The sequence below is a fragment of the Yersinia aldovae ATCC 35236 genome, from assembly GCF_000173735.1.
Lineage (GTDB): Bacteria > Pseudomonadota > Gammaproteobacteria > Enterobacterales > Enterobacteriaceae > Yersinia > Yersinia aldovae.
This window is the reverse complement of the sequence record NZ_ACCB01000057.1, coordinates 1-16,949: the sequence shown is the minus strand read 5'-3', so window position 1 is coordinate 16,949 and position 16,949 is coordinate 1. Positions and strand designations below refer to the sequence as shown.

The following is a 16,949-nucleotide window of genomic DNA, read 5'->3' as shown; positions in this document are numbered from 1 at the left end:
TCCCGATGAGCTTACTCAAGTAAGTGATTCGGGTGACAAATCTGCAGGGAGCAGATTTGAACGCTGCTTGCAGCGGCCTCGCAGAGGCGAGGGCCATGGATGGGCCGAGTAATGAGTGCAGCTAACACCGCTGTAGCGTCAAGGATGAAGGGTTATTCTCTTTTTAATCTTTCGGTATTGGCCAAATACAACGTCACCACCAGCAGCAATATCGAGCCGGAATAAATCAGCGTATCAATTGGATTTTCATGATCAACGATGATCAGGCGGATAATCGCAGTGATCCCAATATAAATAAAATAGCGCAGTGGGAAGTGATAACCTGACTCAAAGTATTTAACAATCAATGCGATAAACTCGAAGTACAGAAAGTAAATTACAATCCCTTCAATCAGCATGTAAGAAGACGCATCCTGATTATTGACGAATAAAACCTTTCCAAGATGGAAGGTTTCTTTTATCAAAAAGACCACCAAAATAGCGGCCAATGCGATCAACCCCACATTCAGTAAACGCTGTAGATTTTTGGCTATCCACTGTGAGCGCGAATTTTTGGCCATAAATACTCCTATTGAAAGTAGGTGAAATAATCCGGGCCGAAAAAAAGCCCCTTACTGGGTAAGGGGCTAATAAGCACGGATCAGAGAGCTTAAGCCCGTAAGCTTAACGCCAGTTCTTGAAACGGTTTATCAACGCATTGGTAGAACTGTCATGACTGGTTACGTTTTTATCATCTGCCAGTTCTGGCAAGATGCGATTAGCCAGTTGTTTACCCAGCTCAACACCCCATTGGTCGAAGGTGTAGATATTCAGGATAATCCCTTGGGTGAATATTTTGTGTTCATACAGCGCAATCAATGCCCCTAGGCTGAACGGCGTAATTTCACGCAGCAGGATGGAGTTGGTTGGGCGGTTGCCTTCAAACACTTTGAACGGCGCAACATGAGCCACTTGCTCAGGCGTTTTACCGGCCGCAGCAAATTCAGCTTCAACTTCTGCCAGTGATTTGCCAAATGCCAATGCTTCGGTCTGGGCAAAGAAGTTAGACAGCAGTTTGGCGTGGTGATCACTCAGTGGGTTATGGCTGATAGCCGGTGCAATAAAGTCACAAGGAACCAATTTGGTGCCCTGATGGATCAACTGATAGAACGCATGTTGGCCGTTAGTACCTGGTTCACCCCAGATAATAGGGCCAGTCTGGTAATCCACTGGATTACCGTTACGATCTACATATTTACCGTTGGACTCCATATTGCCCTGCTGGAAGTAAGCCGGGAAACGGTGCATATACTGGTCATATGGCAGGATGGCTTCGGTTTCTGCGCCAAAGAAATTGTTGTACCAGATACCAATCAACGCCAGCAGAATCGGCAAGTTCTTCTCAGCCGGAGTTTCCGCAAAGTGTTTGTCCATCGCATGTGCACCACTGAGCAGTTGTTCGAAGTGTTCGAAACCAACCGACAGCGCGATAGATAAACCAATGGCGGACCACAGAGAGTAACGGCCACCGACCCAATCCCAGAACTCAAACATATTGTTGGTATCAATACCAAACTCGCCTACCGCTTTGGCATTGGTCGACAATGCAGCAAAGTGTTTCGCAACATGCTTCTCATCACTCGCGGTTTTCAGGAACCAGTCGCGCGCACTGTGGGCGTTGGTCATGGTTTCTTGGGTGGTGAAGGTTTTTGATGCGACCAGGAACAGTGTGGTTTCCGGGTTCAGCGGTTTCAACGTTTCAGCAATATGGGTGCCATCAACGTTAGAAACGAAATGCATATTCAGATGATTTTTATACGGGCGCAGTGCTTCGGTCACCATATAAGGGCCGAGATCTGAGCCACCGATACCGATATTCACCACATCAGTAATCTCTTTGCCGGTATAGCCTTTCCACTCGCCACCAATCACGCGGTCACAGAACTGTTTCATTTTAGCCAGCACCGCATTCACTTCTGGCATCACATCCTTGCCATCCACCACAATCGGGGTGTTACTGCGGTTACGCAAAGCAATATGCAGTACTGCGCGGTCTTCGGTACGGTTGATTTTCTCACCAGAGAACATGGACTTAATTGCACCGGCCAGATCAGTTTCTTTTGCCAGAGCTTGCAGTTTTTCTAAGGTTTCGCTGGTAATGCGGTTTTTGGAGAAATCCACCAGCATTTGATCGTCAAAAGTCGCTGAAAATTGGCTAAAACGCTGGTCGTCCTTGGCAAACAGACTGCTGATAGTGACATCTTTCATCTGTTCAAAGTGTTGCTGTAACGCTTTCCAGGCAGCGGTTTGACTAGGATTGATATTTTTCATAGCGGCGCTCTTCTAGGCTTAAGGATAATGAAACGAATACCTTGATTGTATCCTGTAACCCTGTGATTGAGATCTCTTTTCTTGCGATAGGTATTATCTCTCGAAACAACATTTGATCTCATCCCTGTTTTCTCAATATGTCGCTTCATCTTAAGATTTCTAATCATAATCTGGAGACCTTCAATCAGATACTCTAAATAATTCGAGTTGCAGGAAGGCGGCAACGGAGTAAATCCCCAGGAGCTTACATGAGGTAAGTGACTGGGGTGCGCGAAGGCAGTCAACGCACATGCAACTTGAAGTATGACGAGTATAGTGGCCGCTCACATTCGGGCCAGCATCCAATCAATTTAGTGATATCACAGCGCACATTATTAAAGATGAAAATACCTCATAGCCATTTCATTGACAGAAAGTGGATAACCCGTTATTTCCTTGTACAGAGAAAAATTCAGATACCTACCCAGATGGCATCCCCGACACGAGGTTTTTTTAGATGATTCCCGCTTCACATCAACAGATAACACCCCAACAGAACCGTAGCGCCCCTTCCACAATGGTGGTGGCCAAATTTGGTGGCACCAGCGTGGCAGATTTTGATGCCATGAGTCACAGCGCCGATGTGGTTTTATCGAACCCGGATGTTCGCTTGGTTATCTTGTCGGCTTCTGCCGGTATTACCAATCTGTTGGTCGCCCTTGCCGATGGCTGTGAGCCTGAAAAACGTGAACTTCATTTAGCCGATATTCGCCGCATTCAATACGATATTCTGACAAAACTCGGCAATCCGGTGGTGATTCGCGATGAGATTGATTGCATGTTGGAAAATATGTCCATGCTGTCTGAAGCGGCCAGTCTCGCGACCTCTGCGGCCCTGACCGATGAACTGGTCAGCCACGGTGAATTGATGTCCACTCTGCTATTTGTCGAGCTAATCCGCCAGCGTCAGGTGGCAGTGGAATGGTTTGATGTGCGCAAAATCATGCGAACCAATGACCGTTTTGGCCGTGCGGAACCAGATACCCAATTGCTGTCTGAATTAGCCCAAACGCAATTGGCCCCGCGTATCGCGCAGGCCATTGTTGTCACACAAGGTTTTATCGGCAGTGAAAGTAAAGGTCGCACCACCACTCTTGGCCGTGGCGGTAGCGATTACACCGCCGCTTTGCTGGGTGAAGCGCTGAATGTCCGCCGCATTGATATCTGGACGGATGTTCCAGGAATTTATAGCACTGACCCGCGCGTAGTTCCCGGTGCAAAACGCATCGATAAAATTGCTTTCGAAGAAGCGGCTGAAATGGCGACATTTGGTGCCAAAGTCTTGCATCCTGCCACCTTGTTGCCAGCCGTGCGCAGTGATATTCCCGTGTTTGTCGGCTCAAGCAAAGACCCTGCGGCTGGCGGCACGTTAGTCTGTAATGAAACCGAGAGTCCACCACTGTTCCGTGCCTTGGCATTGCGCCGCAAACAGACACTGCTGACACTGCACAGCCTGAATATGCTGCACGCACGCGGGTTCCTGGCGGAAGTGTTTAACATTCTGGCACGCCACAATATCTCGGTCGATTTGATAACCACCTCTGAGGTGAGTGTCGCGCTGACTCTTGATACGACAGGTTCGACATCAACGGCGGGCAGTCTGCTGACCACCTCACTGCTGACTGAACTCTCCTCGCTATGTCGGGTTGAAGTGGAAGAGGATCTGGCATTGGTGGCAATTATCGGCAACAACCTGTCACAGGCTTGTGGTGTCGGTAAGGAAGTGTTCGGTGTCCTTGACCCATTCAATATCCGCATGATTTGCTATGGCGCCAGCAGCCATAATCTGTGCTTCTTAGTACCGGGTCACGATGCAGAAAAAGTGGTGCAAACCCTGCATCACAATCTGTTTGAACTGTAAGTTATTCACGCAATAAGCGATTCAAATAACCCGCAGTTTAAGTCACAGTAAAAACTCACTATAACCAGATAACCAACCGGGCGATTTCGTCCGGTTTTTCATATCTCTGACACTGACGATTAAGGATTCTCGCCTCATGTTAGTAAAAATCACTCGGTTGTTCCCACTGTGGGCACTGCTGCTCTCTGTCGCCGCCTATTTCCGCCCGGCAACATTTATCGGCATTGGGCCTTATATCGGCCCGCTGTTGATGCTGATCATGTTTGCTATGGGGGTCACTCTGCGGCTGGATGACTTCAAACGTGTACTCGCGCGCCCGGCACCCGTGGCTGCCGCGACATTCCTGCATTATCTGATCATGCCGCTCACCGCCTGGATTCTGGCAATGCTGTTTCGTATGCCGCCGGACTTGTCTGCCGGTATGGTTCTGGTAGGTAGCGTCGCCAGCGGCACTGCCTCTAACGTGATGATCTATTTAGCTAAAGGTGATGTGGCGCTCTCAGTCACCATCTCTGCTGTTTCTACGCTGGTCGGGGTTTTTGCCACCCCACTGCTAACCCGGTTATATGTCGATGCGACTATCAGTGTTGATGTGATGGGAATGCTGAAAAGTATTCTGCAAATCGTGGTGATCCCGATTACCGCGGGGTTGGTTGTCCATCACACCTTCACCAAAACGGTGAAACGTATCGAACCATATCTGCCCGCGATGTCGATGGTCTGTATTGTTGCTATCATCAGCGCAGTCGTTGCGGGTAGCCAAGGCCATATCGCGTCAGTCGGTTTCGTGGTGATTATTGCGGTTATTCTGCACAACGGCATTGGCTTGTTAACCGGCTACTGGGGCGGGAAGCTGTTCGGCTTTGATGAATCGACCTGCCGCACGCTGGCGATTGAAGTCGGGATGCAAAACTCAGGGTTAGCAGCCACGCTGGGTAAAATTTACTTCTCACCGCTGGCCGCTCTGCCCGGTGCGCTATTCTCTGTTTGGCATAACTTATCTGGCTCACTGCTGGCGGGTTATTGGTCGGGTAAGCCGGTCAACAAAGAGAAAAAATAGATAATTATCTGATAGTTAAAGAAACGAGTGTTGCAGGCAGGTGATAAGCGCCTTCTGCAACATCTCATCCAAGCATCGATCAATCCGCATCATAACCCAGGTTCGGGGCTAGCCAGCGCTCCACTTCCGCGACCGGCATCCCTTTGCGGGCGGCGTAGTCTTCAACCTGATCACGCTGAATCTGTGCCACAGCAAAGTATTTACTGTCCGGATGGCTGAAATACCAGCCCGATACCGAGGCCCCTGGCCACATGGCGTAGGATTCGGTCAGTTTCATGCCGGTGTGAGCTTCCACATCCAGCAACTGCCAGATTTGGCCTTTCTCTGTATGTTCTGGGCAGGCAGGATACCCCGGAGCCGGGCGAATCCCCTGATAGTTCTCGCGCACTAACTCTTCGTTGGTCAGATTTTCATGGGGTGCAAATCCCCAATAGACTTTGCGCACCCGCTCATGCAGATATTCTGCAAAAGCTTCAGCCAAACGGTCTGATAGCGCCTTAATCATGATTTTGTTGTAATCATCATGTTGAGCGTCATAGGCATTAGCCAGCGCATCTTCTTCCAGCCCACCGGTAACAGCGAAAGCACCGTAGTAATCGGCTTTACCGCTGGATTTAGGCGCAACATAATCCGCCAGACAGTAGTTCGGGAAATCAGTTTTCTCGGTTTGCTGACGTAAATGGCGGCTGACCACCAGCACCTCATCACGCCGCTCATCACGATAAATTTCGATATCATCGCCAACACTGTTGGCCGGAAATAGCCCCACGACACCTTTTGGATGCAGTAAGCCCTCCGCTGACAGCTTATCCAGCATTTCATTGGCATCGGCAAGCAGACGTTTGGCCTCTTCACCCACCACTTCATCTGCCAGAATGCGTGGATACTTACCCGCCAGCGACCAGGTCATAAAGAATGGTGTCCAGTCGATGTAGTTACGCAAAGTTTCGATGCTGGCCTCCACTGCCTGCACACCTAACTTATGTGCCACTGGTGGAGTGTAATTCTCCCAATCGATAACCGTATGGTTATCTCGTGCCGCCGCTAAGCTAACCGGTGGGGTGCGCGGTTTTTTACGTGCATGTTGGATACGGACAGTTTCATATTCTTTGCGAGTTTTCGCTACAAAATCATCGCGTTGTGTATCAGATAATAACGCTGAAACCACGCCAACACTGCGCGAGGCATTAGACACATAAGTGGTCGAGCCGCTGTAGTTCTGCTCGATCTTAACCGCCGTATGCGCTTTAGAGGTGGTAGCTCCCCCAATCAGCAACGGCAAGGTAAAGCCCTGACGCTCCATCTCCTTGGCCACGTTGACCATCTCATCGAGCGACGGGGTTATCAGGCCAGATAAACCGATGATATCGACTTTTTCTTCCCGTGCGGTACGCAAGATTTTCTCGGTTGGCACCATCACGCCCAGATCGATAATCTCGTAGTTATTACACTGTAAAACCACGCCAACAATATTTTTACCGATGTCATGCACATCGCCTTTGACTGTCGCTAGCAATATCTTACCGGCGGTAGTGCCTTTCTGTTTGCTGGCTTCAATATAAGGTTCAAGATAGGCGACCGCCTGTTTCATCACTCGGGCTGATTTCACCACCTGCGGCAGGAACATTTTCCCTTCACCGAACAGGTCACCCACCACATTCATCCCCGCCATTAGCGGCCCTTCGATCACTTCAATAGGCCGATCAGCTTGCTGGCGGGCTTCTTCGGTATCCCGCTCGATGAACTCGGTAATCCCTTTAACCAGTGAATATTCCAGCCGTTTTTTTACCTCCCAGCCACGCCATTCCGCTTGCTGAATCGCCACTTCACCACTTTTGCTGCTGCGGTATTTTTCGGCCAGATCCAACAAGCGCTCGGTGCTGTCGCTACGGCGGTTAAGAATGACATCCTCAACCGCGTCTCGTAGCTCATCCGACAGGTCGTCATAGATAGCCAACTGCCCGGCATTGACGATACCCATATCCATCCCATTACGAATGGCGTAATAAAGAAATACGGCGTGAATAGCTTCACGCACCGGATCATTACCACGGAAGGAGAAAGAAACGTTGGATACGCCGCCTGAAATCATGGCATGTGGCAGTTCGGCTTTAATATCAGCACAAGCTTCAATAAAGTCGACCGCATAGTTGTTATGCTCTTCAATCCCGGTTGCGACCGCGAAAATATTCGGGTCAAAGATAATGTCTTCCGGCGGGAAACCCACGGTTTCGGTCAATATCTTATAGGCACGGCGGCAAATCTCAATTTTGCGGGCGCGAGTATCAGCCTGCCCGGTTTCATCAAATGCCATCACCACCATCGCCGCACCATAACGGCGAACCAGTTTGGCGTGATGAATAAAGGCAGCCTCACCCTCTTTCATCGAAATAGAGTTCACGATGCCCTTGCCCTGAATACATTTCAGCCCTTTTTCAATCACATCCCACTTGGAGGAGTCGATCATGATCGGCACGCGGGCGATATCAGGTTCACCGGCAATCAGGTTAAGGAAGCGCACCATTGCGGCTTCAGCATCCAGCATCCCTTCATCCATATTGATGTCGATTATCTGAGCGCCGCTTTCAACCTGTTGGCGCGCTACATCCAGCGCCTCATCATATTTATCTTCTTTTATCAGCCGCTTAAAACGGGCCGAGCCGGTGACGTTGGTACGCTCACCAACGTTAACAAACAGCGAATTGGCATCGATAGTCAGCGGTTCCAGACCGGCCAGGCGGCAAGCCACCGGAATATCCGGCAACTGGCGCGGGGGCACACCCGCCACCGCTTTGACCATCGCAGCAATATGCCGTGGCGTGGTACCACAGCAGCCACCGACGATATTTAGAAATCCCGCCCGCGCCCACTCGCCAATCTGATCAGCCATCTCTTTGGCTTCAAGATCGTATTCACCAAAGGCATTCGGCAAACCAGCATTCGGATGCGCACTGACATAATATTCAGAAATACGTGATAACTCAGCCACATATTGGCGTAACTCATCTGGCCCCAAAGCACAGTTGAGGCCGAAAGAAAGGGGGTTAACATGGCGCAGAGAGTTATAAAACGCTTCCGTGGTTTGGCCAGATAAGGTGCGGCCAGAAGCATCGGTAATGGTGCCGGAAATCATCACCGGCAACAGCACGCCCATCGCTTCAAATTCAGATTCGACCGCAAAGGTGGCGGCTTTGGCATTAAGGGTATCAAAGACCGTTTCAATCATAATCAGATCGACACCGCCCTCAATCAGCGCGCGGGTCGATTCACGGTAAGCCTCAACCAACTGATCAAAACTGACATTACGGAATGCCGGATCATTAACTTTAGGTGAAATAGACGCGGTTCGGTTGGTAGGGCCAAGCACCCCGGCGACATAACGTGGCTTGTCTGGTGTGCGAGCCGTCCATTCATCGGCGCAGATACGCGCCAGACGAGCAGCTTCATAGTTAATTTCAGCGGATAGCAACTCCATCTGGTAATCCGCCATCGCAATGGGGGTGGAGTTAAATGTATTGGTTTCGAGAATATCAGCACCGGCTTCAAGATAGGCGTTATGAATAGCAATAATCACATCCGGCTGAGAAAGCACCAGCAAGTCATTGTTACCTTTCAGATCACTTGGCCAATCAGCGAAGCGCGCCCCGCGATAATCCTCCTCTTCCAACTTATAGCTCTGGATCATGGTACCCATACCACCATCCAGCACTAAAATACGTTGTGCCAACTGCTGGTGTAACTCTTTAACATTTTCTTTCGTAAATGCTCTGTTACTTATTACTGTATCCACCACTGCCGCCTCTTTGCCCTGTTGCCTTGCCATCACCCGATGCATCTTTTGCCGTGCGCACCTTTCGATATGTCGCAAAACTAATCTGCTACAAAAATAAGCCATTCGACAAACTCGTCAATCATCCTAGCACAAGTTATCAACGTAATGAGTCCACTCACAGTTGAGACTTTTTCAGGTTGAAAAGCTGACTCATCGGATGAGCATTCCTTGGGGTTTACATGCATAATTGAAAAACGAAAATGAATTCCATAAAAATATCTGAGAGGCTAATTTATGGCGTTACCGATTCCGATCAAACGGGGAAAGAAACCCAAGGCGGCTGCGCAAACTACCACAGCAGCAACCGGTCAGGTTCAGTCATTGACCCGCGGGCTTAAATTACTGGAATATATTTCCGAAGCGCAGGGAAGTGTGGCACTGACAGATTTGGCGCAACAGGCAGGTTTACCCAATTCCACCACTCATCGTCTGTTAACCACCATGCAACAGCAAGGTTTTGTCCGTCAGGTGGGAGATTTGGGGCTGTGGACGATGGGCGCTCACGCCTTTATTGTCGGCAGCAGCTTTCTGCAAAGCCGCAATTTGCTGGCGATGGTTCACCCGATGTTACGCCGATTGATGGATGAATCCGGCGAAACCGTGAATCTGGCGGTGCTTGACCATAGCGACTATCAGGCCATTATTATCGATCAGGTGCAATGTACCGCGTTGATGCGGATGTCCGCACCGATTGGCGGCAAACTGCCGATGCACGCCTCTGGGGCCGGTAAAGCTTTTCTCTCCACCCTGCCAGACGAGCAATTAGTGCAACTCCTGCATAAGAAAGGGCTACATGCTTACACACAGCATACCCGCACCAGCCCTGCCTGTTTGAAAGAGAATCTGGCGCTAATTCGCAAACAAGGTTATTCATTCGACGATGAAGAACATGCTCTCGGACTACGCTGTATCGCCGCCTGCCTGTTTGATGAACACCACGAGGCTTTTGCAGCAATCTCTATTTCCGGCCCGGTATCGCGCATTACCGACGATCGTGTCACAGAGCTTGGCGCACTGGTTATTCATGCTGCGAAAGAAATAACTCAATCATACGGCGGCGGGAATCGTAATTAATTAAATAATCGAATGCATAAAAACTTTGTCGTTCGGTGAGAACAAGCAGATCGTAAAGACGCCGTAGATTAAGCACAGTGATCGAAGGGTTTACCGCACCTAGGGGCACTCCGGCGGCTCACGCCGCTACGACCCCAACGGCACGATTCCCCTTCATTTGATATCGTTATTCATCTGTATTTTTCAATCCAACCAAGGCGTAGCGAGCGAAAGGAGTTTGGGTGCGCCCTGCGCGCAGAACCCGGAGCGTATATGTAATACGCGAGGAGTTCGAGCACAGCGCAAGCCCAAAATCCGCACGCGCAGTAGCCGTCAAGAGATCACTCTCTGGGAGAAGCGTTGTTTTCGACGATAAGCAAAAACATCCTCCACATGCCCATCACGGATACGCTGCTGCAAACCGCGCCAGTAACTGGCATGGAACAAGTCACTGTGCATTTCCTCGAAATAATGCCGTATCTTCAAGTCAGTACAGAGGAAGTGGCGGAACTCTTCTGGAAAGACATCATTGGGTGACACGCTATACCACGGCTCGCTGGCCATCTCATCTTCTGGGTAGCGCGGTGGCGGAATATCGCGGAAATTCACCTCGGTCATATAGCAGATTTCATCATAATCGTAGAACACCACACGGCCGTGACGGGTTACCCCGAAGTTCTTAAATAACATGTCTCCGGGGAAGATATTCGCCGCTGCCAGTTGTTTAATGGCATTGCCATATTCTTCGATAGCATCTTTCAACTGCTGATCATTTGCCTGCTCCATATAGAGATTCAATGGCGTCATCCGCCGCTCCATATACAGGTGCTTAATGATGATCTGATCGCCTAAATCCTCCAGTTTTTCTGGCACTTCGCGCTGTAATTCAGTTAGTAATTCCGAGCTGATGCGATGCTTATCAATGACAAAATTCTCATACTCTTGGGTATCCGCCATGCGCCCGACACGATCGTGTTCTTTAACCAATTGATAGCATTCTAAAACCCGCGCCTGAGTCACCTCTTTTTGCGGCGCAAACTCATCTTTAATCACTTTAAATACCCGATCAAATGACGGCAATGTGAATACCAGCATCACCATGCCTTTGACGCCAGGAGCAATGATAAATTGTTCGCTGGATTGATGGACGAAAGTGAGATATTCACGATAGCTTTCCGTTTTACCGTGTTTTTGGCAGCCAATCGCCATATACAATTCAGCCGTCGATTTGCCCGGTAATATTTCTCGCAGCCATTCCACCATTGCCGCAGGCAGTGGGGCATAAACCATAAAGTAAGAGCGGGCGAAACCAAATACAATACTGGCCTCTGCTTTACTGGTTAAGCAGGTATCAATAAATAGCGCGCCAGATTCATTGTGATGGATTGGTAGCAAGAATGGATAGACATCCTCAGCCAGCCGCAATTTACCCACTAACCAAGCCGCTTTGTTGCGATAAAACAGTTCATTAGCGATTTGGAAATGCGCATTAGCGAGTTGTTCATCGGTAAAGGTTTGACGCAATGCAACTGTAATATAATCAATATCCCGCGCCAGATTCTCCCACGGCAAACGCAGCGGTAAATCACTCAGAACCACCTGCAACATGCCACTCAAGGCCCCTTTTGGGGAAAAATCGCGCGCTAAGGGACGTGGGATCTCACGAAAGCGCCGCTCAGGTTGCGAGCTGAACACAAACAACTTATCCGGTGTTAAATCACGGTGTTTAAACAAGCGGCAGTAAACCGAATTAAAAAAACTCTCCGCAATTTCAAAACGTGGATAATCTGGTAACAACTCAGTGTAGATCGCTTTTACTCGCGCCAGAAATTCCGCATCAAAACAGCGCTGATCAGTGATGTGCTTTAGTTGCTCAACCACCAAACCAACGTGGTGATCATAGAGATGAATACGCTTTTTCATCGCCTGTTGTACGGCGTGCCACTCCGCTTGTTCAAAACGATGCTGAGCGCCGGCGGTGACCTCTAAAAAACGGCCATATTGCGCGTCGAATCCCTGCAAAATTGTCTGAGCGATCAGTTGCTCCAGTTTTACCGCCATGCTCACCTCCTGCTATACAGAACAGAGCCTGCATATGCAGGCTCCAGATCAGACACGCGTTCAGTCAAACAGCATTTAGAATTGCTGTTCTTCCGTCGAACCGGTCAGTGCAGTGACTGATGATTCGCCACCCTGAATGATATTGGTGACTTTATCAAAGTAGCCAGTACCCACTTCCTGCTGATGTGATGCGAAGGTATAGCCGCGCTCAACCGAGGCAAATTCGGGCTGCTGCACCTTCTCAACGTAGTGCTTCATACCTTCACCCTGCGCGTAAGCATGGGCCAGATCAAACATGTTGAACCACATGCTATGGATACCCGCTAAGGTAATAAACTGGTATTTGTAACCCATCGCAGACAGTTCATCCTGGAAGCTGGCAATCTCTTGGTCATTCAAGTTTTTCTTCCAGTTGAACGACGGTGAGCAGTTGTAAGCCAATAATTTTCCTGGGAACTTTTCATGAACCGCGTCGGCAAAACGTTTAGCCAATGCCAAGTCCGGCGTGGAGGTTTCGCACCACACCAAATCGGCATAAGGGGCATAAGCCAGGCCACGGCTGATGGCTTGCTCGATACCCGCATGAGTGCGGAAGAAGCCTTCTGGTGTTCGCTCACCGACCACAAACTCGCTGTCATATGGGTCACAATCAGAGGTCAGCAAATCAGCCGCATCAGCATCGGTACGGGCAATCAGCAATGTTGGCACACCTAACACATCTGCGGCCAGACGTGCTGCGACTAACTTCTGAATCGCTTCCTGAGTCGGCACCAACACTTTACCGCCCATATGACCACACTTCTTCACCGCCGCCAGTTGGTCTTCAAAATGTACGCCCGCCGCACCGGCCTCGATCATCGCTTTCATCAATTCAAACGCGTTTAGCACGCCGCCAAAACCCGCTTCAGCATCCGCGACAATGGGCAGGAAATAGTCAGTGTAACCTTTGCTACCCGGTTCAATATTATTCGACCACTGAATCTGATCAGCACGACGGAAACTGTTATTAATACGCTTTACCACTGCTGGAACCGAGTCCACCGGGTACAAAGACTGATCCGGATACATACTGGAGGCGGTATTAGCATCTGCGGCAACCTGCCAGCCCGACAGATAAATCGCCTCGACACCGGCTTTTGCCTGTTGCAGAGCCTGACCACCGGTTAACGCCCCCAGACAGTTGATATACCCTTTACGCGCACCACCGTGCAGTAATTCCCACAGTCTGTCCGCACCGTGCTGTGCCAGCGTGCATTCTGGGTTCACTGAACCGCGCAGTTTGATCACCTCTTCCGCACTATATGGGCGGGTAATGCCCTCCCAGCGCGGTAATTTCCATTCATCTTTCAATTGCTGAATCTGTTGAGCACGAGAGGTCGTCATGGCGATATTCCTTATTATTTAATTTTGTAGGGTCAAATAGCAGGCCTAGGCGAGTAATGCATAGCCCGGCAACGTCAGGAAGTCGATAAGCTCGTCTTGTGTTGTAATCTGCTCCATCAGGCGCGCAGCTTCTTCAAACCGCCCGCCATCAAAGCGCTGTGCGCCAAGTTCCAGCTTCACGACCTGCATTTCTTCACTCAACATGCTGCGAAACAGCTCTTTGGTCACCGTTTGACCATTACTCAGGCTTTTTTGGTGATGTATCCATTGCCAAATAGAAGTACGGGATATCTCAGCCGTCGCCGCATCTTCCATCAGGCCATAAATCGGCACGCAACCATTGCCAGAAATCCAGGCTTCGATGTATTGCACTGCCACGCGGATATTGGCCCGCATTCCCTCTTCGGTACGATCGCCAGTACAAGGCTCCAGTAGTTCAGTGGCAGTGATCGGTTTGTCCTGCCCGCGGCTCACCTCTAACTGATTTGGCCTATCGCCCAACACCTTGTTGAACACCTCCATCACCGTATCAGCCAGCCCAGGGTGGGCAACCCAAGTACCGTCATGACCATTACTGGCTTCTAACTCTTTGTCTACACGGACTTTATCCAATACCTGCGCATTTTTCTCTGGGTCTTTATTCGGGATAAAGGCCGCCATGCCCCCCATCGCCAGAGCACCGCGTTTATGACAGGTTCTGATCAGTAAACGGGAATACGCACTCAAGAACGGCTTATTCATGGTGACTGACTGACGATCTGGCAGTACGCGATCGCCGTGATTCTTCAGTGTTTTGATATAACTGAAGATATAGTCCCAGCGGCCACAATTCAGACCAACAATGTGATGGCGCAGGTGATAGAGGATCTCATCCATTTGGAATACAGCAGGTAATGTCTCAATTAATACGGTGGCTTTAATCGTACCTTGCGGAAGATCAAACCGCTGCTCGGTAAAGCTGAAAACATCACTCCACCACGCGGCTTCCTGATAAGACTGCATCTTCGGCAAATAAAAATAAGGACCGCTGCCATTGGCAAGTAATTGCTTATAGTTATGGTAGAAATACAAAGCAAAATCGAATAGGCCGCCAGGAATCGCTTCGCCCTGCCATTTAACATGTTTTTCCGGTAAATGCAGGCCACGAACTCGCGCAATCAGTACCGCAGGGTTAGGTTTGAGCTGATAAATCTTGCCGGATTCATTTTTATAAGAAATGGTTCTATTCACCGCATCATGCAGATTAATTTGGCCGTCGATAACTTTGTCCCAGCTCGGTGCCAGAGAATCTTCAAAATCCGCCATAAAGACTTTTACGTTGGCGTTGAGAGCATTAATCACCATTTTGCGCTCAACCGGCCCGGTAATCTCAACTCGACGATCACGTAAATCAGCAGGTATCCCCTGAATTTTCCAGTCGGACTCACGAATGGAATTGGTTTCCGAAATAAAATCAGGCAACCCACCCTGGTCGATTACCTGTTGCCAGGATGCCCGCACAGCAAGGAGTTTGCTACGAGGAGCAGCAAATTTCACCACCAATTCGGTCAAGAATTCAATCGCCTCTTCTGGCAAAACCTGCCTCTCAGCAGCATTAAAATGCTGTGTAAAAACTAACTCCGTGCTAACTAACTGTTGTGTCATTATCCTTCCCCTTACCCATCTCACGACGTTTACATCAACGCTAACGCAGCGTCACTGTTGGATTCTCATCGGGTAATGCATTCCGGCTGGAAATTAAAGACTGGATTTCATCGTTATTTTTTAACCCGACAGCACTAAGAATAATCAATTAATCATTAAAATCAAAAACGATTTCCATTTTATTAAAAATACTTTTTTAATCTTTATTTATCATTATGTTAACAATATATCAATAATTAAAATAACAGGAATAAGATTCCATTAGATGATTAAAATCGAGATAACTCCTTGTTTAGCAAGGAGATCAGACCAGTTTGAGGGTGGGTAATTAGAATAAAAGAAAGGGGAAATGGGCAGGCGGCCTCGATTCAGCCGCCATTATTAACATTCAGAACGGGGATAGATTAGTCGAGAGTAGGATTCATGTGGCGTAAATCAAATGGCGTGATTTGGTACACGTAATAGTTTAGCCAGTTGGCAAATAGCAAATGTCCGTGGCTGCGCCAGGACGCTTTGGGTGGCAAAGATGCATCGTTATGCGGGAAATAATTGAGAGGCACCTGTGGATTAAGGCCCGCAGCCAAATCACGCTGATATTCACCTGCCAGCGTACCAACATCGTATTCAGGATGGCCGGTAACAAAGGCGACCCGCTTATCTTTACTGGCAAACAGATAGGCTCCAGCCTCTTCTGATGAAACCAAAATATCCAGATCCGGGTATTGCTTGAGTACCTCAAGTGGAAAGTCAGCATAGCGAGAATGAGGAGCCAGAAATGTCTCGTCAAAACCACGCGTCAGCAGCGCCAACGGTTCCAACGTCTGATGCTGATAAATACCGGACAGCTTCACCTCTCGGGTCATCTTAGGAATGCCATACAAGATATTTAATGCCGCCTGTACCGCCCAACACACGAATAAGGTTGAGGTCACATGCTCCTTTGCCCAAGCAATAATACGCTCGATCTGTGGCCAATAGGCGACGTCACAAAAATCGACCAACCCCAAAGGGGCACCCGTTACGATCAGCCCGTCAAAATTCTGGTCCTGGATATCGTCAAAGTCACAATAGAAGTTGTTCAGATGCTCCGTCGGCGTATTTTTTGACTCACGGCTATCAATGCGTAGCAATTGGATATCGATCTGTAGGGGTGAATTAGAGAGTAAACGTAGGAATTGATTTTCCGTCTCAATTTTCTTAGGCATTAGATTCAAAACCAACACTTTCAGCGGGCGAATCTCCTGAGTTTTCGCACGCGATGAGGTCATGACAAAAACGTTCTCATTGCGTAAGAAACTCACTGCGGGCAATTCATCGGGAACCCGAATTGGCATGCCTATATCCTCAATATGTCCGTTTATACGTTTAGACTTCTAGATGCCCGAAGATAGCGGATTTTGAGTAAAAAGTCGAGAGATCTGAGACAACCTGAAAATGTTTCATTGCTGAAATGTCAGCATATAAAAGTGTAGCAAATGCTTGGCATGAATTTTCTATACTTGTAGGAATGTAAAAACCAGGTTGATGCAGTATGTTAAGGAGGCGATATTAATATGATTAATAACATAATATAGGCAGCATGACTGCTATTGTGATGAGGATACGCCGCCGACTGTTAAGCCATTGAGTCTTTACCGAGAGATATTTACTGAATAGTAGAAAAGCAAAAACCCCACGCTTTTGGCATGGGGTCTTTACTTGATTTG

Annotated in this window: 10 protein-coding genes; 3 read left to right on the top strand and 7 right to left on the bottom strand. The window is 48.9% G+C overall.

All coding sequences use genetic code 11. The features are described 5' to 3' along the window. Positions 1 to 152 precede the first annotated feature (152 nt). Both psiE and pgi read right to left on the bottom strand, forming a co-directional pair. Positions 153 to 560, bottom strand: coding sequence for a phosphate-starvation-inducible protein PsiE (psiE, locus tag YALDO0001_RS18070; protein ID WP_004705335.1), 408 nt, complete (start codon positions 558 to 560; stop codon positions 153 to 155). A 103-nt stretch (positions 561 to 663) separates the two neighbouring features. Next, positions 664 to 2,310: a glucose-6-phosphate isomerase gene (gene pgi / locus YALDO0001_RS18065; protein WP_004705333.1), complete on the bottom strand. Its 1,647-nt coding sequence runs from the start codon at positions 2,308 to 2,310 to the stop codon at positions 664 to 666. Between the two features lie 496 nt (positions 2,311 to 2,806). Here pgi and lysC point away from each other — a divergent pair, with 496 nt between their 5' ends. After that, entirely contained in the window at positions 2,807 to 4,210 is a 1,404-nt protein-coding gene (gene lysC / locus YALDO0001_RS18060) for a lysine-sensitive aspartokinase 3 (protein ID WP_042840482.1), read from the top strand. Positions 4,211 to 4,346: 136 nt separating this feature from the next. After that, positions 4,347 to 5,270, top strand: a complete 924-nt coding sequence (panS, locus tag YALDO0001_RS18055; RefSeq protein WP_004705329.1) for a ketopantoate/pantoate/pantothenate transporter PanS — start codon at positions 4,347 to 4,349, stop codon at positions 5,268 to 5,270. 79 nt (positions 5,271 to 5,349) lie between these two features. Here the strand turns inward: panS and metH are convergent, their stop codons facing one another. Beyond that, the gene (gene metH / locus YALDO0001_RS18050) at positions 5,350 to 9,063 is read right to left on the bottom strand and encodes a methionine synthase (RefSeq protein WP_042840483.1); all 3,714 of its coding nucleotides are present in this window, start codon (positions 9,061 to 9,063) and stop codon (positions 5,350 to 5,352) included. Positions 9,064 to 9,336: 273 nt separating this feature from the next. On the opposite strand from metH, the gene iclR reads away from it, so the two are divergent. After that, positions 9,337 to 10,176: a glyoxylate bypass operon transcriptional repressor IclR gene (iclR, locus tag YALDO0001_RS18045; RefSeq protein WP_004705326.1), complete on the top strand. Its 840-nt coding sequence runs from the start codon at positions 9,337 to 9,339 to the stop codon at positions 10,174 to 10,176. A 312-nt stretch (positions 10,177 to 10,488) separates the two neighbouring features. Here iclR and aceK read toward each other — a convergent pair whose 3' ends face one another. The 4 genes from aceK to metA all read right to left on the bottom strand — a co-directional run bounded on the left by aceK (position 10,489) and on the right by metA (position 16,577). Beyond that, the gene (aceK, locus tag YALDO0001_RS18040; RefSeq protein WP_004705324.1) at positions 10,489 to 12,216 is read right to left on the bottom strand and encodes a bifunctional isocitrate dehydrogenase kinase/phosphatase; all 1,728 of its coding nucleotides are present in this window, start codon (positions 12,214 to 12,216) and stop codon (positions 10,489 to 10,491) included. Between the two features lie 75 nt (positions 12,217 to 12,291). Next, positions 12,292 to 13,599, bottom strand: coding sequence for an isocitrate lyase (gene aceA, locus YALDO0001_RS18035; RefSeq protein WP_004705322.1), 1,308 nt, complete (start codon positions 13,597 to 13,599; stop codon positions 12,292 to 12,294). 45 nt (positions 13,600 to 13,644) lie between these two features. Next, entirely contained in the window at positions 13,645 to 15,243 is a 1,599-nt protein-coding gene (gene aceB / locus YALDO0001_RS18030; RefSeq protein ID WP_004705320.1) for a malate synthase A, read from the bottom strand. Positions 15,244 to 15,647: 404 nt separating this feature from the next. Then, a complete protein-coding gene (gene metA / locus YALDO0001_RS18025) occupies positions 15,648 to 16,577 on the bottom strand; it encodes a homoserine O-acetyltransferase MetA (protein WP_004705318.1) in 930 nt (309 codons plus the stop codon). Positions 16,578 to 16,949 lie beyond the last annotated feature (372 nt).